Consider the following 23,139-nt stretch of genomic DNA (forward strand, 5'->3'; position numbering starts at 1 on the left):
TAAATAACTAATTTAAAAGTAGGTACAAAACAATACAGCTAATTATTGCAAACAATTATCATTAGCCTTGCCTTTACACTTCTTTACATTTAGACTGCCGCACAATCACATAATAAATACCGATTTAACAAGGACAAGCATGTTAAAAACCTCACTTACTCTGGTCGCTCTTGCAATTAGCGGCCAATCATTTGCTGATAATGCCATCAATAAAAAACTTACCGCAGAAGAAATGGAACACGTTGTTGTATCGGGCAGCCGTGTATTTGAAAGCATTGATGAAGTACCCGCTTCTGTCACGATTATTAGCCAAAAGCAAATTGAAGAGCATTTAAAAGTTAATCCAGAACTACAAAGCTTACTTGCGCAAATGGTACCTGGTCTTGCACCCGATACAGGTAGTTCGAGTAATACAGGTCAGAGTTTACGTGGCCGTGCACCACTTGTGATGATTGATGGTGTGCCACAATCTACACCACTCAGAAACGGTTCGTTAGGGGTCAAAACACTCGACCCAAGTGCCATTGCACGTATTGAAGTGATCAAAGGGGCTACCTCTGTTTATGGTAATGGTGCATCGGGCGGTATTATTAACTACATCACAAAACAAGCAACAAGTGATGGTCAGCCTGAAGGTGAAATTAGCCTATCTTCACGCTTTAGTGCAGTAAAACTTGAAGAAAGCGCTGGTGCCCGTGTCTCTGCAGCGATTAACGGCAGAGCTGATAAAGTTAGCTACTTATTTACCGCAAGTTACGAAGAAAATGGTGTTCAACGTGACGCAGAAGGCGATATTCTTGGCTTACAATATGGTTTATCTGATGCAGTAACCGAAAACTACTTCACCAAACTAGGTTATGATTTTGACGATGAGAAGCAACTGCAATTTAGCTATAACTACTTTAGCTCTCAACAAAAAACCGATTTAGGTGACGTAGTTGGTAACCTAAACGATGGCGAAAAAACCTATGCCATTCATGTACCTAAAGAGCTGCAAAAGAAAGGTAAACCACAAGGCCCAGATGGTAACGAAAACATTACCTTAAAATACACAGACTATGCCCTGTTTACTAATACCCAAATGACGCTCGATCTTTACATGCAAGACATCGAGAACGTGTTTTTCTTTTCTACCAACCTAGCTAACCCAGACGAAGGCTACGAAGGCGGCCAATCAATTATTCGCTCTGAAAAGAAAGGGGCGCGCGCTACCTTTAATACCCTTGTTGATTTTGACAATGTTGAAGCTACCTTCATTTATGGCCTAGATGCACTGAATGATGTGACGTCTCAGCCACTTGTAGATGGCCGTGTTTGGGTACCAGAAATGGATATGGAAAGCCTTGCTGGCTTTTTACAAACAAAATGGGTTATCAATAATGATTTAGTTATTAAAGCGGGTGTGCGCCAAGAGAGCATTGATTTAACCGTTGATGACTATGAAACCTTAAAGCTTTGCCGCTCAGAAACACAGTGCTCAGTGCCGCTTAGTGTAAAGGGTGACACCATAGATTATGATGCAACCACTTATAATGTAGGTGTGAAATACAATTTACTTGAGGCCTTCAGCCCGTTTGCCAATTATTCACAAGGCTCTGATATCTCAGATATTGGCCGCCTATTACGTGCAGCAACGGTAAATGATATTGGCTTAATTCAAACAGAAGCATCAATCATCGATAACTATGAAATTGGTTTTACCTCACAGTTTGATGACTTACGTTTTGAATTTGCAGCCTATCGCAGTACATCAGAATTTGGCACCACGAATAGCTTTAATGAAGTAACTGGTGTGTATGAGCCGGTACGTGCACCGCAAGAGATTTGGGGTTACGAAACATTAGTTGATTATAAAATTAATCCAACTCTAAAACTGGTTGCAACTTACAGCTATGTTGAAGGTAAAAACACCGAAGACGACATTTACTTAGGTTCGCGCCAAATAAGCCCACCAAAAGGCACTGCTAACTTAAACTGGCAGCCTAATGATGAATTATCACTGACGGTGAGTTATTTATATGTGGGTTCACGCAAACGCTTTGAACCAAATACAGACGGCGATTATGTTGGCGACCAAGGGCCAATTAGCAGTTACAACCTGTTCAACCTAAGCGGCCGTTATAACTTTAGCGATAACTGGCAAGCGTTTATGGGTGTAGAAAATCTATTTAACAATGATTACTACCCTGCCCGTGCCCAGTCATACACCTACGGTGGCTATAACATTAAAGGTTTAGGTACCACTGTGACACTTGGTGCAACCTATAGTTTCTAAATTAAACTTTGTTTAGAACAACAAGCCCTTCTTAGTAAGGGCTTTTTTCATTTAAAAATAGAAACGATAAACTGTTCATTTATCAACCATTAACGCAAACTTAAACGAGAATCACAATCAATAGTAAACAACTGATTTACAAAGGAAAAAGTTTGCAATCTTGTTTTTATATACTACAATTACCGCAACTTGGAATTTGAGGACAGCATTATGAAAGGTAACCAAAAAGTCATAGATAGTTTTAACAAACTACTCGCAAACGAATTAGCTGCTATAGATCAATACTTTATTCATTCTCGTATGTATGACGATTGGGGCCTAAATAAGCTGTATGAGCGCCTTAACCACGAAATGGAAGAAGAAAAAGATCACGCTGATTGGTTGATCAAACGTATTCTGTTTTTAGAAGGCGTACCAAACATGACTAAGCGTCGTGACCTATTAATTGGCTCAGACGTAAAGAGCATGATGCAAAATGACCTTACACTTGAGCTAGAAGTGGTTGACTGTGTTAAAGAAGCCATTGCCATCTGTGAACAAGAAAAAGACTATCAATCACGTGAAGTGCTTGAGAAGCTATTGTTTGATACAGAAGAAGATCATGTTTACTGGTTAGAACAACAGCTTGGTCTAATCGACAAAATTGGTAGCCAAAACTACCATCAATCTCAAATGGGCGAATAGAGGCTAATTGTATGAAAGGTGATAAAAGCGTCATTGCTGCACTTAATAAAGTATTAGCGAATGAATTAGTAGGTATTAACCAATACTTTTTACACGCTCGTATGTTTAAAGATTTTGGTTTTTCAAAATTAGACAAAGCTGATTACAAAGTATCTATTCAAAAAATGAAAAACGCCGACCGTTTAATTGAGCGTATTTTGTTTTTAGAAGGTTTACCAAATTTACAAGATTTAGGCCGCCTACGTATAGGTGAAAACTCTGAAGAAATGATCGAAGCGAATATGAGCTTTGAACTTGATTCATTACCTGATCTTAAAGCGGCAATTAAACTTGCTGAAGAGAAAAAAGATTACATCAGCCGTGAAGCGCTAGATAACATCTTAAATGAGCAAGAAGAACAGATTGATTGGCTTGAAACACAGCAGCAGTTAATCAAAACCGCAGGGCTTGAGAATTACCTGCAATCTCAAATGTAATTTGCTAAAACTTAAAAAAGCAGCCTAGGCTGCTTTTTTTATGGCTAAAATTTGTGATTAATCGTCTTCGCGATCAATGATTGACACTTTATTACTTAAAATTAAAGAATTAGGAATTAAATGCACCGCTCCCTCGCCTTTAATTGTGATATAGCGCAAATTAAGATCAATCACAGTGCCCTTTGAGTTACTCACTTCAATGTAATTACCAAGCTTAATGGGTTTATAAAGCACAATCATGACACCTGCGACTAGGTTTGAAATAGCATCCTTCAACGCAAAACCCAAAGCAAAGCCTGTTAGGCCTAAGCCAGCAACTAACGCGGCTACGTCAAAACCCAGTTTCGATAACGCCAGCACAATACCAATGAATAATAAAATAGCACGCTGCGAGTTAGAAATCAGCCGAAAAGTTTCAAGAGCGGTTGAATCAAAGCGACGTTGAAACTGTTTAATAGCGCGGTCAATAATAAGGCTTGCTATATAAAAAGCAGCAAGCACTAAAAATGCTTGAATAAATTGGCTAGTCATAGAATTATCAGTTAAAAAATAAAGCCATCATAGGCTTAAAATTGTGTGATGGAAACTATTATTGCTTTTCAAACACACAAGACACGTCAGGTTTACTCAGCGTGTAAGTAATATCGGCATTATCTTTAAAACGCAGATCTTCTGTTGTTGAACCGTTGTCGCCTTCATTATCACAGCGAAAATAGCGCTTAGTTCTAACAATGCCATTTACAAAGTATTTTAACTTCGAACTGACAACACAGTAGTTAGGGATCTTCTTCACCTGGGTTCCGTTATGTAAGTCACTAAAGTCGATTAACGTTCCTAACCTAAAGCCTTGCGTAGGTTCTTTTATCAATGCAAAGGATGCGTTTTGGCAAACCGCATCGCTACCCTCTTTTACTTTATAATTGCCTTGTTTATCTTTTATCAAAGCCAAAAACTGCGTTTTATTGCTTGGCTTTACATCAAGCAAAGCACTTGCATAAGACGATGTTGAAAACAAAAAAAACACTAAACAAAAGTAATATCTCATTGAAAATCCATAAACTTATAGACACTTAACTAGCATAGCATGCTGATTATGGTTGGTGAATTAATTACCTACTAGTTAATACGACTAAAACATGAAATTAGTTCTGTGATTTAACTTCTCATAGGAAACAAAGCTGTTTATATGCTATAAATTTTAAAGTGACATCTTTGGAGGGAATCTTATGAAATTAATCAAACTAATTACCTTAACGACATTTCTTGCTTTAACAAGCATGCAAAGCCTGGCGAGTGATGACGAATGGAAATCGATTGCCGAGAAAAAGGTAAGCTACAAAAGCGAAACCGATACTGTTAACCCAATCACTAGCAGTCGTTACAGCCATATTAAAATTAAATGTACTCATGGCACAGTGAATCTTAAGAAAATTAAAGTTATTATGAATACCGGTGAAGAAAAGGTGTTTGATAACCTTGGTGTTTTAACCAAAGGAATGTCATCACGTAGCTTAAGTTTACCTGACAAAAACGACGCCAAACTCGATAAAATCAAACTTGAATATGAATCGGTAGGCAGCACAGCCCTGAGTATGGCAGGTGTAACCGAAAAAGCCGAAGTCGAAATTCTCGCGAAAAAAGCTAAGAAAGATGATTAAAGTTGCGAGTCAATGATCTTTGAGACCATGCACCTTAAGTAGCAGCAGCTTTATACTGCTACTTTTAAATACAAACGCGAGAAACACGTTTCACGCCTACGAGTGCCCATGTAGGTCCTCATTTATGGCGACAAAAACCGTGGAAATTTTCACGTAGGAACGGCTTCAGCCGTGAACCTTTAATGTTCGGCGTAAAAATGCCTCCCAAACGATGCGCTATTTAATATTTTTTGGCAATAAAAAAGGCCATGTTACGCTTACAACATGGCCTTTTTGCATTGACACAACTTAGAAATCTAAGTTTGATAAAACATCATCATCAACGTTATTAGACAAGGTCACTTTAAGTTTAGGGGTACGCGCCATTTCACGTTTAATCGCAAAATTAGCTTCTTCGTTACGCGCCCAACTACGACGAGCAATACCGTTGTTTACATCAAATAAGAGCATAGATTTCAAACGACGCTCGGCAGCTTCACTACCATCGAGTAGCATACCAAAACCGCCGTTGATCACTTCGCCCCAGCCAACACCGCCACCGTTGTGGATAGATACCCAAGTAGCACCGCGGAAACCGTCACCAATTACATTGTGAATCGCCATATCTGCTGTGAAGCGGCTACCATCATAAATGTTTGATGTTTCACGGAAAGGTGAATCAGTACCACTTACATCATGGTGGTCACGCCCAAGAACAACCGGACCAATTTCGCCACGATTAATAGCATCATTAAAGGCTTTAGCGATTTCAGCGCGGCCTTGTGCATCGGCATATAAAATACGAGCTTGCGAACCAACAACCAGTTTGTTTTGCTTCGCATCTTTGATCCATGTGATGTTGTCTTGCATTTGCTGTTGGATCTCTTCAGGCGAGTCTGCCATGATTTTATTTAAAACGTCTGCAGCAATCGCATCTGTTTTATCAAGATCTTCAGGTTTACCTGACGTACATACCCAGCGGAATGGGCCAAAACCGTAGTCAAAACACATTGGGCCAAGAATATCTTGTACATATGATGGGTATTTAAAATCAATACCGTTTTCAGCCATTACATCGCCACCAGCGCGTGATGCCTCTAGCAAGAACGCATTACCGTAATCAAAGAAGTAAGTTCCTTTTGCCGTGTGCTTGTTAACAGCATCGGCGTGGCGTTTAAGCGTCGCTTGTACTTTTTCTTTAAATACTTCTGGCTCTTCACGAATTAAACGATTTGACTCTTCATAGCTGATATCAACCGGGTAGTAACCGCCTGACCATGGGTTATGAAGTGAAGTTTGGTCTGAACCTAAGTGAATGAAAATATCTTCAGCTAAGAAGCTTTCCCATACATCAACCACGTTACCGATAAAGGCAATTGAAACCACTTCTTCATTTTGCTGAGCCGTACGTACACGCTCAACAAGCTCTGGCATGTTATCAATTAGCTCATCAACCCAACCTTGTTGATGACGCTTAATAGCTGCTTTAGGGTTAACCTCAGCACACACGGTAATACAGTTAGCAATGTTACCCGCTTTAGGCTGCGCACCACTCATACCGCCTAAACCAGCAGTTAAGAAGATCTTACCTTTTGGTGATTCGCCTTTTTCCAGTACTTTACGGAATGCATTCATTACCGTAATGGTTGTACCGTGAACAATACCTTGTGGGCCAATGTACATAAATGAACCCGCAGTCATTTGACCGTATTGAGTTACACCCAGTGCATTGAATTTTTCCCAGTCATCCGGCTTCGAATAGTTCGGGATCATCATACCGTTCGTTACAACCACACGCGGTGCTTCAACTGATGATGGAAATAATCCCATAGGGTGACCCGAATACATGTGTAGCGTTTGGTCTTCTTCCATTTCGCTTAAGTACTTCATGGTTAATAAGTACTGCGCCCAGTTTTGGAATACCGCACCGTTACCACCGTAAGTGATTAGCTCTTCAGGATGCTGTGCTACTGCAGGATCAAGGTTATTGTCGATCATTAACATGATAGCGGCAGCTTGTTCGCATTTAGCCGGGTAATCACTGATTGAGCGCGCTTTAAGCTCATAGTTAGGCTTAAAGCGATACATGTAAATACGGCCAAATTGCTTAAGCTCAGCGGCAAATTCAGCGGCTAATTCTTTGTGCCATTCTTTAGGGAAATAACGCAATGCGTTACGAATCGCTAATTGCTTTTCGTCAGCCGATAAAATGTCTTTACGTTTTGGAGCACGGTTTGCATCACTTGGATACGGTTTTGGCTCTGGTAATACGCTTGGGATACCTTGCTTAATTTGTTCTTGAAAAGTCATTATTTGCTCCCTTAGTTAACTTTAAACGCTTGCGATTTAACAAGTTCTACCATGGCATCAATGTCTGGCTTAAGTAAGCGGTCTTCTTCTAATTTGGCAACTTTGCTGCGAATGAGCGCAAAGTTTTCTTCAATGATGTCTGAACACTTGTTAGGACGTCTAAATTCGATTGCTTGCGCTGCATACATCAGCTCAATAGCAAAGATTTTATCAAGGTTACCTAAAATCTGGTTTAACTTACGACCAGAGATACTACCCATAGATACGTGATCTTCTTGGCCCATTGATGTTGGTACGCTGTCTGCTGATGGTGGGAAACACAATGATTTATTTTCTGTTACCAATGCCGCAGTCACATATTGCGGGATCATCATGCCAGAGTTTAAGCCACCCGATGTCGTTAACAAACGTGGTAAGCCGTGTAAGCCCTCAAGCAGTAAGTAACAACGACGATCAGCAATGTTACCAAGCTCTGCCGCTGCGATTGATGCGTAATCTAATACCATAGCAAGTGGTTGACCGTGGAAACCACCACCCGAAATGGCTTCTTCTTCGCTGATCACAATTGGGTTATCTGTTACAGAGTTCATTTCTGTTTCAGCAAGCTCTTTTAAATGGTAGTACGCGTTACGCGATGCACCATGAACTTGTGGAATACAACGTAATGAGTAAGGGTCTTGAACACGGTCACAATCAGTGTGTGAAGCCATGTTTTCAGAGCCTGCAAAAAAGCTACGCATACGTGCTGCAACTTCAACATTACCTTTAAAAGCACGAATTGCGTGTAACTCTTCACGGAACGGTGATTCGCTACCTTGCATACCTTCAATGCTCATAGCACCTGCGATATCTGCAAGGTCTAATAAGTAACGCATTTTAGTAAGCGCAGTAATGGCATGCGATAAAATAAACTGAGTACCGTTAATTAATGCTAGGCCTTCTTTAGCATGTAAATCTAAAGGCGCTAAACCATGCTCTTTTAATACCTCTGCTGCTGGCTTGATTGTGTCGTTTACCCAAAACTCACCTTCACCTAAAAGAGGTAAGAATAAGTGTGATAACGGTGCTAAATCGCCTGACGCGCCAACTGAGCCTTGCTCTGGTACAACAGGGATAATATCAAGTTCAATAAACTTAAGCATACGCTCAACAACGGTTAAACGAATACCTGAAAAACCTTGGCTTAATGCGTGTACTTTGGTGATTAGCATCAGCTTTGAAATCGGTTTAGCGATTGGCTCACCCACACCAACAGCGTGTGTGATCAATAAGTTCTTTTGTAAAAGGTTAGTTTCTTCTGGAGAAATTTGTGTATCACACAATGGGCCAAAGCCCGTATTGATACCATAAATGGCTTTATCTGAGGCAGCCATTTTGTCTACGTTTTGGCGGCTTTTATTAATTTTATCAATTGCTTCTTGGCAAAGCTCTGCCTGTAACGTACCGGCTGCAATAGCATTAACGCTATCTAACGTTAATTGGTCAACACCATACTTAAATGTCATTTATAACTCCTAAAGAACAGGATTAAGTTTTATTTAGGTGGAGTCTAGCTTGCTCTAGTTGTTTTACAAATGCATAATTATCGTTATTCATTCCAGATTTATCGAACTTAAAGAAGAGCTATGCAAGTTCATGACGTAGACCTGCGCTTATTGCGCGTTTTTGTAGCAATTGTTGAGTGTGGCGGGCTTTCAGCCGCAGAGTCACGTTTGAATATTGGCCGCTCCACCATCAGTGCGCATTTATCAGATTTAGAAGTAAGGCTTGGTATTAAATTATGTAAACGTGGCCGCAGTGGTTTTGAAATAACAGACGCTGGCGCCATCACTTATCAGGCATCAATTGAACTGCTTCAGCAATGCGAAGCCTTTGCTAATACCGTAGCAAGCTCTAAAAACGAGTTATCGGGGCGTTTAAGTATTGCCATGATAGATACCATGGTCAGCGACCCACGTTGTGCCATTCCCCGCGTAATCGCAAAGTTAAAGGGCAAAGGTAAAAACATTCAGTTCGATATTAATGTGTGCGAGGCACGAGAGGTAGAAACCGCAGTAGCCAATGGCCGTTCATTAGTAGGAATTGGTGTTAGCCGCCATCATATTCGCGGGTTAGATTACACCGCCCTACACAATGAAACTAACTTTTTGTATTGCGCAGTCGGTCACCCATTATTTGAGTGTGAAGATAAACAAATAGATGAGCTCATTAAAGAAGCCGAAGTGATTACCAGTAACTACATGCGTGATAAAGAAAGCCGAAACGACGGTTTAAACTATCAAAATAGTGCTGTTGCTTATCATGATGAAGGTATTGCACATTTAATTTTATCGGGTGAGTTTATTGGTTATTTACCCGATCACTACGCACAGTTCTGGGTCGATAAAGGCATTTTTAAAGCTATTCAACCGAGTAAATATCACTACGATATTCCTGTGGTATTGATCACCTCAAAAACGAATGCCAGCTCGCCTTTAGCAAATGCCATGATTGACGAAATTAAGCGTTGTTATTCGGTTTAGCTTTAAACTTTTTTATTAAACTAAAAGCAATCAAAATCAGACCAAAAATACCAAGCAATATACGAGCTATGTTGCTTTTAAATAGCGCCTGTTCATAACTTTGAATCATTTTACCATTAAGTTTTAATTGATGGACTTTATACGCTTCGGCACTTTTATCATACGAAGCCAAAATATGAACGTTATCATTTAAGCTAATTGGTAAGTTAGTTGGTCTAAGGAATGTAGTCGTCTTCTCAGTACCAACAACTGTCATGAGTTTACATTTAAATTTGCCACAATTTCTATGTGAATCATAAAAGCGTTGTACTACGCCCTGCTCATCTATTAGTTGCTCTTTTATAGGCAAATCCAAAAAATAGGATGCGGCAATAATCTGTACTAACCCTATAAAAAATAAATAAGAAGATAAAAATTTTTTTTCTTCTTTTTTGTGAATTGAGTTATTGGTGACTGGTGCGGCGTATTAAGCATTGAGCTGTGGTTCTTTGAGTTCTTTAATTAATACGAGGCTAAAGGCGATCAAAGCAAGGTTTGTAGTCACAGGATTAAACGCTTCGACTAACAGTGCGGGCTGTAAAACAGCAACAAACAGCATTAGCCCCACTAAAGCAGCTATGTTGAGAATATTGATTAAGATTGATCGATAGAAAATAAAAAACAGCACGGCAAATATAATTTCACCTATGCCAGCTGCCCGAGTAATGAGCATTGAAATTTCAGCATTAAAACCAAAACTTGCCGTCATTTGTTGTTCTAAGGGGGCTATGTGAAGAAGTTTTGGCATCAGCCCATGATAAAGCCAACTAAAGCTGATAATAAATCTAGCTATTTGAATCGTTGTTAAATGCTTCATTAGACACGTTTGTTTTGTGTGCTCTGATATTCAGAGCACACAGTAAAGCTTATAAGCTAGTAGGTTTACCGAAACGGTTCTCAGCTTCATCACCTGCTAAAAAGCCATTTTCGATTAACGCCCAAATACCACCAATCAGTGGAACTAAGCCAATCAGCACCCACCAACCTGATTTATTACGGTCGTGCCAGCGTTTAACTTGAACCGCAAGCGAAACCCACATAAGCGGGATATAAAAGATTAGTGTGATTACAGAGATTGCTGTTTCATTACCACCTGTTAATAATGCAACTACGAACATAAAAACAAATGAAGCTACAATAATACCTAAGAAAGAATACCAATAAGTCTTACGAGGAATACGTCCTTTAAAAGAAAATAAGATTTCTTTCATGCTTAAGGTAGTTGTTTCTGTTGACGCTGTAGCAAGGTTTGCTTCTGGTGCTTGATATACGTTTTCTGACACTGTCATTTCCTTTGATATGTGTTAAGCAAACTAACTAAACTTAGCCTGCTGATTTATATTGTTAAATTAGCTGAATATAGCGTGAATAAGATACCACAAAATGATTAAATATAGGTACTAAAAATTTCTGAAAGCTATAGAAAAGTAAGTATTAGCGCATAAAAAAGCACCCTTAGGTGCTTTTAATTAGTTCGGTTGTTGCCAATATTTGGCGTATAAATTTGGGTAAGTTTGTTTTAAAAACTTGGCCTTATCTTTAAAGCGTTTACCTTTTGGTTGCTCAAGGCCTGATGGTACAAAGGGTAATTCGTCATCATTACGCTCTTCGTAAAGCATACCGGCAATTAAATCGTACTCATCTAAATACGGGTAAGGCTGTTCGTTTAAATGATAAACAGGCGTACACTCAGCAATTGAGTCTGGGTTTTCAAGCGCTTTCAAAAAAGCCTGTTCACCACGTGAAATAAGCCAACATAAAAACTCAGAAAAACCATAATCGTCGTTACATCCGGCCATCACATATGCAGCGCCAAATAAATCCCAGGTATAAGCTTTACGCATACGTAGGTTAAACTGCTTATCGAACTCCATCAGCTGTTGGTCAGATAAATCAGTAAGCTTTGCTTTTAATACATTACAAACAGACTCAGGCTCGGCAGTTTTATCTTCGGCAGTCACGAGTTGCCAAAATTCACTTTCGCTTAAAACACTCATGATAAAATCTCTTTCACGCGCCCTACTTGACCATCATCAAGCTGTACTTTAATACCATGCGGGTGATTTGGTGATTTAGTTAAAATACGGGATACCACACCTTGAGTTAACTGACCTGTTCGTTGATCTTGTTTTAATACAATGTTGACTTCGCAGCCAATTGAAATTTGTGAACGCGTAGGCACTGCCATTGCTATATCTCTTTCAATAATTTTTGCCGATTATAGCCATTTGCAGCTGGCTTACCAAATTAAACCTGTTTGATTGGGCTGTTTTTAAGCAGCGCCTTTGGCAATATCTCATTTAAACGTTCAGTGATGGCTTCAGCTTTACCTTTTATTTGAAAGTCATAACCTTGGCCGTTGCCATCTAATATGACGGCTAAATAGTTATCAGCAACTTTCAGTTGCGTAATACGGCTTAATTCAACAGTCTTTTCTTGCTCGCCATAATAAACCTGCTTAACCGTTAAGCTCGTGTCTGTTGTCGTGAGTGTTTTACTCAGGGCTGTTTTGGCTGCAAATTTTTCTGTTGAGCGATAGGCTTGCACCATAAAAGCAATTGCAAATATAAAACCGGTAAAACTTGAAATAGGTAATGAGTCTGATTGCAAGCTGTACACACCTACACAAATAAATAACACAGCAAGAGCCAGGTTTAATCTAACCATCTGTTTAGGGTCTAAATTTAAGTACATTATTATTCCTTTAAAAATGAAATTGCTTTTACATTGATAGCTAAATCTTTTGCACTCAATTCTTTGATAATTAGACTGCTAATTAACTGGGTTTGCTCAGCGGTTATCGGCAGCTCTTTACAATAACAACTGACTTTTAGTGATTGCGGTAGCTTTTTTAGATCAGCAGTATGCGTTAACCATGAAAATTCGTGTACTTGTTCTTTTGCTAGTTCGCACGCTTGCGTTAAAGCAACTCGAATAACCTTATCTAGACGCTTTTCTGTTTTAGTCATGTTCTGCTTGTTGTTTTTTAAATTCTTCGTAACTGTCTTGCTGGCGTTTAACACACTCATGGTATTCTTTATCTGCCAAATAATTGCATTCACTTAAACGTGCTGATTGAATTTCATGATAACGGGCATCAGAGCTACACGCTGATAAAACCACTGCAAGCGTTGCAATCACGGCTAATTTTAAAGCGTTAAAAAACATTAAATTTCCTTCATGTAGTTATACATTGGTGCTGCAATTTCCTGTATATTGCGTGGGTTTAAATATTACAACCAAAGGGTTCTATATGATGTTGTCGCAGTTACAACAGCTGTTTCAGCGTATCGATAAAAGTAAAATTTTTCAATCATTTGTTATTGCTGTCATTGTTATTTCAGCACTAACTGTGGGGGCACACACCTATTCGTTACATCCAACAGTTGAGCTTGCCTTACATTGGATGGACTTAGGTATCACGGTATTCTTTTTAGTTGAACTGGTGATCCGCTTTATCGCAAGCCGAGGCTTTAAAGACTTTTTCAGCAAAGGTTGGAACATTTTCGATTTTATAATCGTGGTGGGTAGCCTTTACCCTGCAGCAGGCTCAACAATTTTTATCGCTCGATTACTGCGTATTTTCCGCGTATTGCGACTAGTGTCGATGATCCCAGAACTTAGACTGCTGGTTAACTCGCTTCTAAAAGCTATTCCGCAAATGGGCTATATCGCCCTGCTCATGTTCGTGATCTTCTATATTTATGCCGCCATGGGTAGCATGCTGTTTGCTGACATCAACCCAGTACTGTGGGGCGATGTGTCTATTTCGATGCTCACCCTATTCAGGATTGCAACGTTTGAGGATTGGACCGATGTTATGTATGAAACGATGGCTGTGTATGAGCTCAGCTGGATTTTTTATCTAACCTTCATCTTTTTAACAGCCTTTGTATTTTTAAACATGATGGTTGGTGCTATTTTAGAAGTTATGTCTGAAGAGCATCGTAACGCCCGTGAAGAGCAAACATCTGATGCCGACATGCCTGCAACTAAAGGGCAAATTGCTCAGCTGCAAGCTGAAATGGCCGAACTAAAACAACTACTGAAAGAAAAGCAGTAAGGTTTTTAAATAATTGTTTTTAGCTATTAGGCGCTAGACCTTAGCGCCTTTTTTTACCCTCTTTTTCTACTTTCCATGGCGGGTTTAAGCGGTTTTCTCCGGCCCAATACAATTTAATTTTATTCCCTGATGGGTCTTTTAGAATTGCTTCCGTCCATAAATAACGCTGTGCAGTAGGCGGCTGTTCAAAGCGAATGCCTTTTTCAACAAGGCTTGCATAGAGCTCATCGAGCTGCTCATGTTCAAAATAAATTACCGCACTATTATTATAATTACCGGTTTCTAATGACAGCGAAAATGTGGCATCACCATCAGGGCATTGAAAGCGTGCGTAATGCGGAGTATCTACTATCTGAATCATTCCCAATGTTAAGTAAAAAGCCACCGCTTCATTCATATCCTTTACAGGTAACGTCACCTGATTGAGATTCATTTGCTACTCCCATGTAATGATTTATTCGCTGCTTCAGCATATCGCGTTCATTGAATTAAGCAAAAGATAAGTGACGAAAGTAAAGTTAACGAGTTTCAAGGGGAAAGTTAGCGAGTTACGAGGGTAAAGTTTGCGAGATACAAGTTTGTAGGAGGCGTTTCAACGCCGAACATCTAAATTCACGGCTGAAGCCGTTCCTACGAGATTCATCGTAGGCGTGAAACTTGTTTCGCGCGTTTGTAAGTCGTGCTTTAGCGCGTAATTAGAAAAATGTTTAAAGTTTTGTCGCTATAAATTTCGACTTTCACGGCTGAAGCCGTTCCTACACGAGTTCCATGTGCAATATTGGAAATGGTTTGCCCATATCATCTAAAGGCGAGCGTGAGGCAATTTTAAAGCCCCTATGTTGATAAAATCCAACCGCAAGTAGGTTTTGCTCATTAACATCCACTTTGTTGGCAGCTAATTGCTCAACTGCATAGTTGAGTAGTGCTTTACCTATGCCCTTACCTCTTGCGGCATCTAAAATGAACAACATTTCTATTTTGCATTCATGTACGCCTATAAAGCCTAAAATTGCCTGATGCTCATCCTTAATGCACTTTAATGTCACATTCGGAAACGCTTGCTCGATAATAATTGGCTTAAAAAAAGCGATGTCGTCTTCTGTTATAAAATCATGGGTTGCTCGAACTGAGTTTTCCCATACAGCAAGTAGCTCTGGGTAATCTTCAGCGTTCACACTATCTATTTTCATTATTTGCCATTTTATAGGAGTTTTCGTGCTTTGTGTTCTCTAATCAAATAACAAAATGATTCGTTACACGCTTTAGTTATTTATTCCATTAAAGCATGCAAAGTATATGAAACAAAGAGTATTTTACACTTTAAACTTACCCACTAAATCATTTAGAGTTTTCGATAACAGGTTTAGTTTTTCACCATTGCCTCTGGCACTATGGGCAATTTCGCTTACATCATCAGCCGCATTTTTTATTTCAACAACATTGCGGTTAATGTCTTCTGCTACATGCTGTTGCTCTTCAGCTGCAGTGGCAATCTGTGTATTTAAATCGCTGATATTGACGATAGACGCAGTTATTTCGCTAAATTGCTGTTGTGCTGAATGGGCTAACTCCACTGTTTTGTTTGTGCGATCTAAGCTGGTTGTCATCTCTTTTGACACTTGATCAGACATCTTGCGCAACGTATCTAACTGACTTGCTATTTCTTCTGTCGATTCTGAGGTTCTTTGTGATAACGCACGCACCTCATCTGCGACAACTGCAAAACCTCGACCATGTTCACCCGCCCTCGCCGCTTCAATTGCTGCGTTTAAAGCTAACAAATTGGTTTGCTCTGCGATGCCTCTTATCACGCTTAATATCGACATGATATTTTCGCTTTCAGCGTCGAGTTGGTTTATATCTTTAGTTGCTTTGGTGATCACCTTAGATAGAGATACAACGCTATCAACCGTTTTAGATATAACACTTTGTCCAAGCTCAGAGGCCTGTTGTGTTTGCGATGCAAGTTCGGCTGCATTGGCACAACTGGCAGAGACTTCATTGGCTGTCGCTGCCATTTCATTAATCGCTGTGGCCGCCATTTCGAGGGCTTGTTGTTGCTGAGATGTTGAGCCAGATAATTGCGCCGCTTGTGATGACGTTTGCGCCGAGGTATCACTCACATTTTGCGCACACTCATTAATTTGCGTGACTAAATCAGAAATCAAATTCAAAAATAAATTAAAGCTGTTAGCCAGTTTGGCCGTTTCATCGCGTGTTTTAATCACTAAACGTTTAGTTAAGTCACCACCACCTTGCGATATTTCAGTTAGACCATCACTCACTTCAACAATAGGTGCAGAAATTAATTTAGAAATATAGCTAGCTACAAGAATGAATACAGCAATCAAGATTGCACTGATGACTAAAATAGTAATCGTCATTGCATTTGCGCCACTCATTACTTCAGATTTTTCTACTAAGCCTATAAATTTCCAGCCTAGTTTTTGCGAGGTGTAAATATTCGCTAAGTAATCTTTGCCATTAATGTCAATTTCAAATTGACCCTGATTATTTTCAGCGAGCTGTTTGTATTTTCCGTTATTGACTTGTGCTAGCTGCTTAAACCTGTAATCAGCATTTTTTACGTCAACGAGTACATTGCCACTATCTTCAATCAACATTAAATAGCCAGTTTCACCAAGTTTAATGTTCGCAATAATATCGGTAAGACCCTGCAAGGATACATCCATGCCCTGCACACCAATAAGCTCTCCTGCTTGTTTAATCGCTTTAACAGTAGAAACAATTACCATGTCATCTGCTGCCCAATAATAGGCATTGGTTCTTACCGTTTTACCATTTGCTGCTTTGCCAGTTTCGTACCAAGGCCTTACTCTTGGGTCATAATTCGCTGTGACTTCACCCTCTGGCCATTGAATATAACCACCTTGCTCATTCCCCATGTAGATATAAGCAAGTCCCGGATGGGTGGCACCAAAGTGATCAAATAAACGAAAGGCGTTTTTTTCGATGTTACTACCACTTAGATGATCAAGCTTTTCTGCACTAGGTGATTGCATATGGGTTTTAACACCTTGCTTGGCGTCTAAGATAGCAGAATGGGATGCAAGATAATTGACGTTTTTCTCTATTTCAGCAAAAAACATACTGATACCGTTATCAACTTGTTTCGCTTCTCTTTGACTAAGCTCAGCGAAACTATCGAGGGCTTGTTGTCTTGTTTGTGTAATTACAAGCACAGCAATAATGATCAACGGCAGCGCAATTGCTGACGCAAAGGCGAGTTTTAATTTTTTTGAAATGTTCATAGCCAACTTCCAACTAAGCACTTAAGAAAATATAGTGAGGCCTTGGAAGTTCAGCAAATAATTAAGTGTTTATTTTTATGGGGCAAAGCAAGCTTGACCACATAAAGTTAACGTGAAATTTATACCCCTTATGCTTGCTTTTACTCAAAACTTACCTGTTAAAAATATGACATTTAGTTGACAGACACGTGGAATGTACTAACTTTAGTTTTAGTAATTAACATGCTTTTAACAAAGTATTGCTAGATACTTTCCAACCAATTGGCAGCATTTGCTGGATGCAAATTAGCTGCCTATTCCTACTTCATGTTTAAGCATATAGCAAAGTAAAGCTTGGGCATCAGGGTGTTTATCTGCTTTTAACCCTGTTAAAACACCTTGTTGATCCGCCGCCGACTTATGCTGGCCTAACTTCTCTTTTGCCTGAATTGAGTCAAGTTCGATTTTAATACCCACTATGCCACGCAGTAATTTGGCTTGATAATCAGCTGGCAACAAACTGGTGTCGTTTAAAATACTTGGCTCGTATTGGCTAATTAACTCATTTAGGCAGGCTAAGGTGTTGTCATCATCAAGGTATTCTATTATGCCTTGGGCATGCACCGCAGCGTAGTTCCAGGTCGATACAGCTGGCTTCTCACTATACCAAGTGGGTGAAATATAACTATGTGGGCCATTAAAAACCACTAATACACGGGTATCTTGCAAGCTTTTGCCATGACGATTAGCCCGTGACACATGACCATATAAGGTACCAAACTCGCCCTCATCGGGTTTATACACTAATGGTAGATGGGTTGCCTCAAACTCACTATCAACCATTAATGCAAAGCTGTAGGTTTTGATAAACTGCGATACTCGCTCTGGTGTCATTTTCCACTTGTTGGGTGTGTGCATGCTTTTCTCAATTTTTTAAAAATTGCTCCGATTGCTTGAATCTAACATTGTAATTGATCAAGAGTTTTCTACTAGCCTTTAGCCACGACTTAAATCACAAATAATGTTATGTCCTTTAACCAATTCGAAAAAACTAACAAATCAAAAGGCCTTTTAACTGCACACCTAATAAATGATAATAATTTACATTACCATTTATTAAGTGATATATTCCCACTAATCGGTACAGGGTGTTGCGGATTTTAATTAATTGGAGACTGAAGAAAAACTCTTCTTGTCTCTTGGTTACTAAATCAATGTTAAAGGATATACACAATGGAAATTTTTAAACTGCCGCAATATCTATGGATTAATGATTCCAACTATCTAAAGAGAAAAACCTCCGTTTTGCTGGGGATATCATAAGCCCACTCCATGATTTTCCACTCGTCATGACTTTCAACATGACACAACAATAGCCTAAACATAGGCCTCACTACTTATAGACGTAATAGGACTACGGATAAAAAATGACAAAGACTAACTACTTTAAACTCACGCCTGTCGCACTTTCTTGTTTAGCGATATTTAGTCAATCTTTACAGGCTGAGCAAAAAAAGCATCACGATATGGAAGTACTCACAGTCGTGGGTGAACAAAACAATGCTCAAAGCTATAAAGTTGAGCAAATGAGTACCGCAACGGGTTTAGAGTTATCATTTCTTGAAACACCACAATCAACCACAGTCGTGACTGAGCAAGCGATAAAAGATCAACAACTAAACTCTGTTATTGAAGTGATGAACAGCGTAGCGGGGATTAATACCCGCCCTTCTGACAACGACCGATACTCAATCAGTGCCCGCGGTATTGGCGTAAGTAGTATTTTGTATGACGGTGTGGCGACAACCTACGATACACGCTTTAACTATGGTGACAACTTAATGGATAGCGCAATTTATCAGCGCATAGAAGTTGTTCGCGGAGCAACTGGTTTGATGTTAGGTGCGGGCAGTCCATCGGCAGCTATCAATTTAGTGCGTAAGCGTCCGACAGAACAATTTCAAGCAAACGTAAGTCTAAGTATTGGTTCATGGCAACAGTTACGCGGTATTGTTGACTTATCGGGAGGCTTGAATCAAGACGCAAGCGTTCGAGGTCGAGTCGTCATAGCATATCAAGATCGCGAAAGTTATCAGCATCGTTACGAGCAACAAAGACAAACCCTTTACGGTATTATTGAAGCAGATTTAGGGCGTGACACATTACTAACCTTAGGAACTGATTATCAAGATACCAAGCCTGAAGGCTCAATGTCTGGTGGATTACCGCTATTTGACAACCAAGGTAATAGAACTAATTACAGTCACCACACATCAACTGCTCCTCGCTGGGCATCATCTAAAACCAAAGCGTTGAACAGCTTTGCCACGATTGAACATAACTTTAGTGATGACTGGCAAGTTAAAGCGAGCTACATCTATGGCGATAACGATTTAGAATATGATGTGTTATGGCCAACGGGTAACCCAGACCCAATAACCAATGAAGGAATGATACCTGGCTCACTGGCATTTATTGATGGCAATCGCACTCAACATACATACGACTTAAAATTATCGGGCCGTTTTATGTTACTCGATCGTTCTCAACAAGTTCTAATTGGTGTAAATCAGCAGAAACAAGAGTTTGCCAACCCATATTATGGCTCTTTAAATGAAGCACCGCCTTTGGGTGATTTTAGAGATAAAAACTTTACTTATCCCACCCCTCAATGGAGTGATGAAATCTTGTATGGCTCATGGGGAGAAACAAAGCAACAAGCAATATATCTTGCTTCTGATATTGAAGTAACTGACGCGCTTTCAATGGTTATAGGCGGACGGATTGATATTTGGGAAACTGAGCAAGACAATTTCGGAACCGTTCATAATTACGAAGTTGATAATGAATTTACCAGTTACATTGGCGCTACCTATACTGTTGGGCAAAATGTATCTTTGTATGCTAACTACACCGATATTTTCACACCACAAAGTAGAGTTCAATCCGATGGCAGCTACCTAGATCCTGTTAAGGGAAAAAACTACGAAGCAGGTGTTAAAGCAAGCCTATTTGAAGAAGCGCTAGACACCTCATTTTCAGTGTTTGAGATCCGTCAAGATAATGTTGGCGAAGCAACAGGAGAAACATTACCTGGTACTACTGTGCCTATTTACCGTGGTATTGATGGCACCAAAACGCAAGGATTCGAATTTGAAGCAAATGGTTCAATTAATGAGCATTGGAATGTTTATTTTGGATATAGCCAATTTGAAACAAAAGACCCTGATGGAGAAAAGATAACGACCACTAGCCCAAAACACCAAGTAAAGCTTTTCAGTACTTATGAATTAAATAATATACTAAGTGGTCTACAATTGGGAGCTGGTTTTAATTGGCAAAGTGAAATCAATAGAAATGTCACTAAGCCTGATAGAAGTTCAGTTGAGGTTAGTCAGCAAAGTTATGCGCTTTTTCGACTAATGGCAAGATACAACGTAAACGAACAACTTACATTGCGCGCTAATTTAGAGAACGCATTTGATAAACGTTATTACAGCCAAATTGGGTTTTATAACCAGTATCAATATGGCGCACCGAGAAACTTTAGTATCACTGCTCAATATCGTTTTTAATAACATACACGAGTAATAACTAAATTCGCCTCTATATACGAGGCGAATTTAGAAACAGAGTAAAAATCAGCTGAGTTTTCAACAGAAGCTCTGAGTTAGTAGAATAAGGTTTTATACCCAAGTAAAACCAGTTCTAGCCATCGACAATAATACGTAACATGCGACGCAGTGGCTCAGCAGCACCCCATAACAGTTGGTCACCAACCGTAAACGCACTGATATACTCTGGGCCCATCGCTAATTTACGAATACGACCTACCGGAATAGACAGCGTGCCAGTTACTTTTACAGGCGTTAAGTCTGTAGCGGTAATGTCACGATCATTCGGGATCACTTTGACCCACTCATTGTGAGAAGCAAGAATTTCTTCAATTTGCTCAACGCTAATGTCTTTGCGCAGCTTAATTGTCATTGCTTGTGAGTGACAACGCATTGCACCAATGCGAACACATAAGCCATCAACAGGGATAGGTTGTTCACTGCTGCCTAAAATCTTGTTCGCTTCAACTTGCGCTTTCCACTCTTCTTTACTTTGACCGCTTGGCATTGGTACATCAATCCAAGGGATAAGGCTACCGGCTAGAGGCACTCCAAACTGGTCTTGTGGTAAATCGCTTGAGGCAATTTTTTCGGTGACTAACTTATCAATCTCAAGAATCGCAGCATTTGGATCTGCCAGTTTGTCTGCCACTGTTTCGTGAATTGCACCCATTTGCGCAATTAACTCTTTCATGTTGCGTGCGCCTGCACCAGAAGCCGCTTGATATGTCATTGGGCTGACCCATTCAATCAAGTCTTGTTCAAATAAACCGCCTAGGGCTAATAGCATAAGTGATACGGTACAGTTTCCGCCCACATAGGTTTTAACACCTTGCTCTAAACCCGCACTGATAACGTCTTTGTTTACTGGGTCTAGCACAATAATACTGTCGTCACTCATACGCAATGCCGATGCCGCATCAATCCAATAACCTTGCCAACCTGATTCACGTAATTGCGGGTAAACGGCTTTGGTATAGTCACCGCCTTGGCAAGTGACAATAATATCCATCTTCGCAAGCTCAGCGATATCATTGGCATCTAAAAGCGGTTTAGCAGGACCCGCAAGATCAGGGCCTAATTGACCGGTTTGTGAGGTGGTGAAAAAAGTCGTGTCGATATTAGAAAAATCATTTTCTTGCTGCATACGTTCTAATAACACAGAGCCAACCATGCCCCGCCAACCGACTAATCCTACTTTTTTCATTGTTTGTTCCACTGTTTGATTCATTCAAATTACCTAAACTGTTAAAAATTAAAGTCCATTGCGTGAGAATTTAATTTTTACAGGAGTAATCTAGCATTGCGGTCCAAGCAAAACCAGCGCAAACCGAGTAACATCAAAATTTTTCATCTTAGCATCGGACAAGCGTCTGGTAGTACTATGTTTAGCGCGCCAGCATGCACTTTAAAATGCTGTTGTTTTGAGCTGATTGGCTCGCCATCTAAGTTTATTGGCATTTCTGTTTGTGTTTGCCATTCAAGCCAAGGCACTTGATAGCGTTTTACCCACCGTTGTGAAGAGTTAGGGTAATTGCTGAGCTCTTCAATAACCGCTGGTACATCTGAGATTGCAAATGATGTAAACGCCACTAAATCAACCAAGCCATCATTTATGTACGCATGGGGCGCAAGAGGCTGACCGCCACCCGCTTGGCGGCCATTACATACGGCAGCGGCAATAATATCGCCCGAAGTACGTTCACCATCAGGCAGCGTTAACTCGCCACTGTAAGGTACAAAACTCAGCGCTTGTACAAGACCAGCCAAGGTATACGCCCCACCACCGAGTAAGTTTTTCAATGCAGGCGGTGTGGTTGCGGTAATTTTTGCCCCAAAGCCAGCACTGGCTACGTTTACAAAATAACGCTTATCAACCTCTACCGTATCAATTGCATGCGACTTACCTTGTGCGGCAAGTTTCAGTGCTGGCAAGTACCCGTGAGGAATATTAGCGGCTGTAGCAAAATCATTCGCCGTGCCCATAGGTAAAATAGCAAGCTCTAAACGTTGTGACTTTTCCAGTTTCATTAATGCATTAACGGCTTCATTAACGGTGCCATCGCCACCAGCTACGACAACACGCTTTACACCCTCTGTGACGGCTTCATTAATAAAGCGCTCAATGTCACCGCCTTCATAAGTAACACGCACTGCAAGTGGCTGACGAGTTCGAAATTGACCGATGGCATCACGGAGCTGCTCATCAGCCGCTTTTTTACCATTTATAATTAACCGTAAGTCCATTTTTATACCATTCCGCTTAAA

The 23,139-nt window shown here is 40.1% G+C and carries 25 protein-coding genes; 7 read left to right on the plus strand and 18 right to left on the minus strand.

All coding sequences use genetic code 11. The features are described from left to right. Window positions 1-139 precede the first annotated feature (139 nt). The 3 genes from CWB80_RS17120 to bfr (CWB80_RS17130) all read left to right on the plus strand — a co-directional run bounded on the left by CWB80_RS17120 (window position 140) and on the right by bfr (CWB80_RS17130) (window position 3,435). Complete coding sequence (locus tag CWB80_RS17120; protein WP_138599962.1) at window positions 140-2,275, plus strand: TonB-dependent receptor; 2,136 nt, start codon at window positions 140-142, stop codon at window positions 2,273-2,275. Between the two features lie 210 nt (window positions 2,276-2,485). Beyond that, entirely contained in the window at window positions 2,486-2,959 is a 474-nt protein-coding gene (gene bfr / locus CWB80_RS17125; protein WP_054552096.1) for a bacterioferritin, read from the plus strand. Between the two features lie 11 nt (window positions 2,960-2,970). Next, entirely contained in the window at window positions 2,971-3,435 is a 465-nt protein-coding gene (gene bfr / locus CWB80_RS17130) for a bacterioferritin (protein WP_054552095.1), read from the plus strand. Window positions 3,436-3,492: 57 nt separating this feature from the next. On the opposite strand, the gene CWB80_RS17135 is transcribed toward bfr (CWB80_RS17130), so the two are convergent. Together CWB80_RS17135 and CWB80_RS17140 are read right to left on the minus strand one after the other, a co-directional pair. Further along, complete coding sequence (locus CWB80_RS17135; protein ID WP_054552094.1) at window positions 3,493-3,966, minus strand: mechanosensitive ion channel family protein; 474 nt, start codon at window positions 3,964-3,966, stop codon at window positions 3,493-3,495. 58 nt (window positions 3,967-4,024) lie between these two features. Beyond that, window positions 4,025-4,480, minus strand: coding sequence for a hypothetical protein (locus CWB80_RS17140; protein WP_054552093.1), 456 nt, complete (start codon window positions 4,478-4,480; stop codon window positions 4,025-4,027). 181 nt (window positions 4,481-4,661) lie between these two features. Between CWB80_RS17140 and CWB80_RS17145 the strand changes: the two genes are divergently transcribed. Beyond that, a complete protein-coding gene (locus tag CWB80_RS17145) occupies window positions 4,662-5,093 on the plus strand; it encodes a DUF2541 family protein (protein ID WP_138599963.1) in 432 nt (143 codons plus the stop codon). Between the two features lie 288 nt (window positions 5,094-5,381). Here CWB80_RS17145 and hutU read toward each other — a convergent pair whose 3' ends face one another. Beyond that, window positions 5,382-7,382, minus strand: coding sequence for a urocanate hydratase (gene hutU / locus CWB80_RS17150; protein WP_138599964.1), 2,001 nt, complete (start codon window positions 7,380-7,382; stop codon window positions 5,382-5,384). An 11-nt stretch (window positions 7,383-7,393) separates the two neighbouring features. Further along, window positions 7,394-8,887 (minus strand): histidine ammonia-lyase, encoded by a 1,494-nt coding sequence (gene hutH / locus CWB80_RS17155; RefSeq protein WP_138599965.1) that lies wholly within the window; start codon window positions 8,885-8,887, stop codon window positions 7,394-7,396. Window positions 8,888-9,007: 120 nt separating this feature from the next. Here hutH and CWB80_RS17160 point away from each other — a divergent pair, with 120 nt between their 5' ends. Continuing rightward, window positions 9,008-9,904, plus strand: coding sequence for a LysR family transcriptional regulator (locus CWB80_RS17160; protein WP_138599966.1), 897 nt, complete (start codon window positions 9,008-9,010; stop codon window positions 9,902-9,904). On the opposite strand, the gene CWB80_RS17165 is transcribed toward CWB80_RS17160, so the two are convergent. The 8 genes from CWB80_RS17165 to CWB80_RS17200 all read right to left on the minus strand — a co-directional run bounded on the left by CWB80_RS17165 (window position 9,882) and on the right by CWB80_RS17200 (window position 13,111). After that, window positions 9,882-10,160: a hypothetical protein gene (locus tag CWB80_RS17165; RefSeq protein WP_138599967.1), complete on the minus strand. Its 279-nt coding sequence runs from the start codon at window positions 10,158-10,160 to the stop codon at window positions 9,882-9,884. The genes CWB80_RS17160 and CWB80_RS17165 overlap by 23 nt on opposite strands. Window positions 10,161-10,370: 210 nt before the next feature. Continuing rightward, the gene (locus CWB80_RS17170) at window positions 10,371-10,760 is read right to left on the minus strand and encodes a DoxX-like family protein (RefSeq protein WP_138599968.1); all 390 of its coding nucleotides are present in this window, start codon (window positions 10,758-10,760) and stop codon (window positions 10,371-10,373) included. Window positions 10,761-10,809: 49 nt separating this feature from the next. Beyond that, window positions 10,810-11,226, minus strand: coding sequence for a DUF805 domain-containing protein (locus tag CWB80_RS17175; protein ID WP_138599969.1), 417 nt, complete (start codon window positions 11,224-11,226; stop codon window positions 10,810-10,812). Window positions 11,227-11,412: 186 nt separating this feature from the next. Beyond that, entirely contained in the window at window positions 11,413-11,940 is a 528-nt protein-coding gene (locus CWB80_RS17180; RefSeq protein ID WP_138599970.1) for a DUF4240 domain-containing protein, read from the minus strand. After that, the gene (locus tag CWB80_RS17185; RefSeq protein ID WP_036971837.1) at window positions 11,937-12,131 is read right to left on the minus strand and encodes a YwbE family protein; all 195 of its coding nucleotides are present in this window, start codon (window positions 12,129-12,131) and stop codon (window positions 11,937-11,939) included. Before CWB80_RS17185 ends, CWB80_RS17180 begins: the two co-directional genes overlap by 4 nt. Window positions 12,132-12,190: 59 nt before the next feature. Beyond that, entirely contained in the window at window positions 12,191-12,637 is a 447-nt protein-coding gene (locus CWB80_RS17190) for a hypothetical protein (protein WP_138599971.1), read from the minus strand. Between the two features lie 2 nt (window positions 12,638-12,639). Beyond that, entirely contained in the window at window positions 12,640-12,912 is a 273-nt protein-coding gene (locus tag CWB80_RS17195; protein ID WP_138599972.1) for a hypothetical protein, read from the minus strand. Next, complete coding sequence (locus tag CWB80_RS17200; RefSeq protein ID WP_138599973.1) at window positions 12,905-13,111, minus strand: hypothetical protein; 207 nt, start codon at window positions 13,109-13,111, stop codon at window positions 12,905-12,907. Before CWB80_RS17200 ends, CWB80_RS17195 begins: the two co-directional genes overlap by 8 nt. A gap of 88 nt (window positions 13,112-13,199) precedes the next feature. Here CWB80_RS17200 and CWB80_RS17205 point away from each other — a divergent pair, with 88 nt between their 5' ends. Then, window positions 13,200-14,006, plus strand: a complete 807-nt coding sequence (locus CWB80_RS17205; RefSeq protein ID WP_171041553.1) for an ion transporter — start codon at window positions 13,200-13,202, stop codon at window positions 14,004-14,006. Between the two features lie 40 nt (window positions 14,007-14,046). On the opposite strand, the gene CWB80_RS17210 is transcribed toward CWB80_RS17205, so the two are convergent. The 4 genes from CWB80_RS17210 to CWB80_RS17225 all read right to left on the minus strand — a co-directional run bounded on the left by CWB80_RS17210 (window position 14,047) and on the right by CWB80_RS17225 (window position 18,175). After that, complete coding sequence (locus CWB80_RS17210; protein ID WP_138599974.1) at window positions 14,047-14,439, minus strand: VOC family protein; 393 nt, start codon at window positions 14,437-14,439, stop codon at window positions 14,047-14,049. Between the two features lie 322 nt (window positions 14,440-14,761). Then, window positions 14,762-15,196 (minus strand): GNAT family N-acetyltransferase, encoded by a 435-nt coding sequence (locus CWB80_RS17215; protein ID WP_138599975.1) that lies wholly within the window; start codon window positions 15,194-15,196, stop codon window positions 14,762-14,764. A 123-nt stretch (window positions 15,197-15,319) separates the two neighbouring features. Next, on the minus strand, window positions 15,320-17,278 hold the full coding sequence (locus CWB80_RS17220; protein WP_138599976.1) for a methyl-accepting chemotaxis protein: 1,959 nt from the start codon (window positions 17,276-17,278) through the stop codon (window positions 15,320-15,322). A gap of 285 nt (window positions 17,279-17,563) precedes the next feature. Then, the gene (locus CWB80_RS17225; RefSeq protein WP_138599977.1) at window positions 17,564-18,175 is read right to left on the minus strand and encodes an FMN-binding negative transcriptional regulator; all 612 of its coding nucleotides are present in this window, start codon (window positions 18,173-18,175) and stop codon (window positions 17,564-17,566) included. A 509-nt stretch (window positions 18,176-18,684) separates the two neighbouring features. On the opposite strand from CWB80_RS17225, the gene CWB80_RS17230 reads away from it, so the two are divergent. Next, window positions 18,685-20,832 carry a TonB-dependent siderophore receptor gene (locus CWB80_RS17230; RefSeq protein WP_502705013.1) on the plus strand — a complete coding sequence of 716 codons (2,148 nt, stop codon included), beginning with the start codon at window positions 18,685-18,687 and terminating at the stop codon, window positions 20,830-20,832. Between the two features lie 133 nt (window positions 20,833-20,965). Here CWB80_RS17230 and asd read toward each other — a convergent pair whose 3' ends face one another. Both asd and yegS read right to left on the minus strand, forming a co-directional pair. After that, window positions 20,966-22,102 carry an aspartate-semialdehyde dehydrogenase gene (gene asd / locus CWB80_RS17235; RefSeq protein ID WP_054552076.1) on the minus strand — a complete coding sequence of 379 codons (1,137 nt, stop codon included), beginning with the start codon at window positions 22,100-22,102 and terminating at the stop codon, window positions 20,966-20,968. A 119-nt stretch (window positions 22,103-22,221) separates the two neighbouring features. Beyond that, window positions 22,222-23,139, minus strand: a 918-nt coding sequence (gene yegS, locus CWB80_RS17240) for a lipid kinase YegS (protein WP_349304439.1), incomplete at its 5' end; no start/stop codon positions are given.

The sequence above is a fragment of the Pseudoalteromonas sp. S1650 genome (assembly GCF_005887195.1).
In the GTDB taxonomy this organism is placed as follows: domain Bacteria; phylum Pseudomonadota; class Gammaproteobacteria; order Enterobacterales; family Alteromonadaceae; genus Pseudoalteromonas; species Pseudoalteromonas simplex.

What these genes read in the sequence shown, in the direction of transcription:
- CWB80_RS17120 (WP_138599962.1), top strand. Translation starts at nt 140, where the DNA reads ATGTTAAAAACCTCACTTACTCTGGTCGCTCTTGCAATTAGCGGCCAA.
- bfr (WP_054552096.1), top strand. Translation starts at nt 2,486, where the DNA reads ATGAAAGGTAACCAAAAAGTCATAGATAGTTTTAACAAACTACTCGCA.
- bfr (WP_054552095.1), top strand. Translation starts at nt 2,971, where the DNA reads ATGAAAGGTGATAAAAGCGTCATTGCTGCACTTAATAAAGTATTAGCG.
- CWB80_RS17135 (WP_054552094.1), bottom strand. Translation starts at nt 3,966, where the DNA reads ATGACTAGCCAATTTATTCAAGCATTTTTAGTGCTTGCTGCTTTTTAT.
- CWB80_RS17140 (WP_054552093.1), bottom strand. Translation starts at nt 4,480, where the DNA reads ATGAGATATTACTTTTGTTTAGTGTTTTTTTTGTTTTCAACATCGTCT.
- CWB80_RS17145 (WP_138599963.1), top strand. Translation starts at nt 4,662, where the DNA reads ATGAAATTAATCAAACTAATTACCTTAACGACATTTCTTGCTTTAACA.
- hutU (WP_138599964.1), bottom strand. Translation starts at nt 7,382, where the DNA reads ATGACTTTTCAAGAACAAATTAAGCAAGGTATCCCAAGCGTATTACCA.
- hutH (WP_138599965.1), bottom strand. Translation starts at nt 8,887, where the DNA reads ATGACATTTAAGTATGGTGTTGACCAATTAACGTTAGATAGCGTTAAT.
- CWB80_RS17160 (WP_138599966.1), top strand. Translation starts at nt 9,008, where the DNA reads ATGCAAGTTCATGACGTAGACCTGCGCTTATTGCGCGTTTTTGTAGCA.
- CWB80_RS17165 (WP_138599967.1), bottom strand. Translation starts at nt 10,160, where the DNA reads ATGACAGTTGTTGGTACTGAGAAGACGACTACATTCCTTAGACCAACT.
- CWB80_RS17170 (WP_138599968.1), bottom strand. Translation starts at nt 10,760, where the DNA reads ATGAAGCATTTAACAACGATTCAAATAGCTAGATTTATTATCAGCTTT.
- CWB80_RS17180 (WP_138599970.1), bottom strand. Translation starts at nt 11,940, where the DNA reads ATGAGTGTTTTAAGCGAAAGTGAATTTTGGCAACTCGTGACTGCCGAA.
- CWB80_RS17185 (WP_036971837.1), bottom strand. Translation starts at nt 12,131, where the DNA reads ATGGCAGTGCCTACGCGTTCACAAATTTCAATTGGCTGCGAAGTCAAC.
- CWB80_RS17190 (WP_138599971.1), bottom strand. Translation starts at nt 12,637, where the DNA reads ATGTACTTAAATTTAGACCCTAAACAGATGGTTAGATTAAACCTGGCT.
- CWB80_RS17195 (WP_138599972.1), bottom strand. Translation starts at nt 12,912, where the DNA reads ATGACTAAAACAGAAAAGCGTCTAGATAAGGTTATTCGAGTTGCTTTA.
- CWB80_RS17200 (WP_138599973.1), bottom strand. Translation starts at nt 13,111, where the DNA reads ATGTTTTTTAACGCTTTAAAATTAGCCGTGATTGCAACGCTTGCAGTG.
- CWB80_RS17205 (WP_171041553.1), top strand. Translation starts at nt 13,200, where the DNA reads ATGTTGTCGCAGTTACAACAGCTGTTTCAGCGTATCGATAAAAGTAAA.
- CWB80_RS17210 (WP_138599974.1), bottom strand. Translation starts at nt 14,439, where the DNA reads ATGAATCTCAATCAGGTGACGTTACCTGTAAAGGATATGAATGAAGCG.
- CWB80_RS17215 (WP_138599975.1), bottom strand. Translation starts at nt 15,196, where the DNA reads ATGAAAATAGATAGTGTGAACGCTGAAGATTACCCAGAGCTACTTGCT.
- CWB80_RS17220 (WP_138599976.1), bottom strand. Translation starts at nt 17,278, where the DNA reads ATGAACATTTCAAAAAAATTAAAACTCGCCTTTGCGTCAGCAATTGCG.
- CWB80_RS17225 (WP_138599977.1), bottom strand. Translation starts at nt 18,175, where the DNA reads ATGCACACACCCAACAAGTGGAAAATGACACCAGAGCGAGTATCGCAG.
- CWB80_RS17230 (WP_502705013.1), top strand. Translation starts at nt 18,685, where the DNA reads ATGACAAAGACTAACTACTTTAAACTCACGCCTGTCGCACTTTCTTGT.
- asd (WP_054552076.1), bottom strand. Translation starts at nt 22,102, where the DNA reads ATGAATCAAACAGTGGAACAAACAATGAAAAAAGTAGGATTAGTCGGT.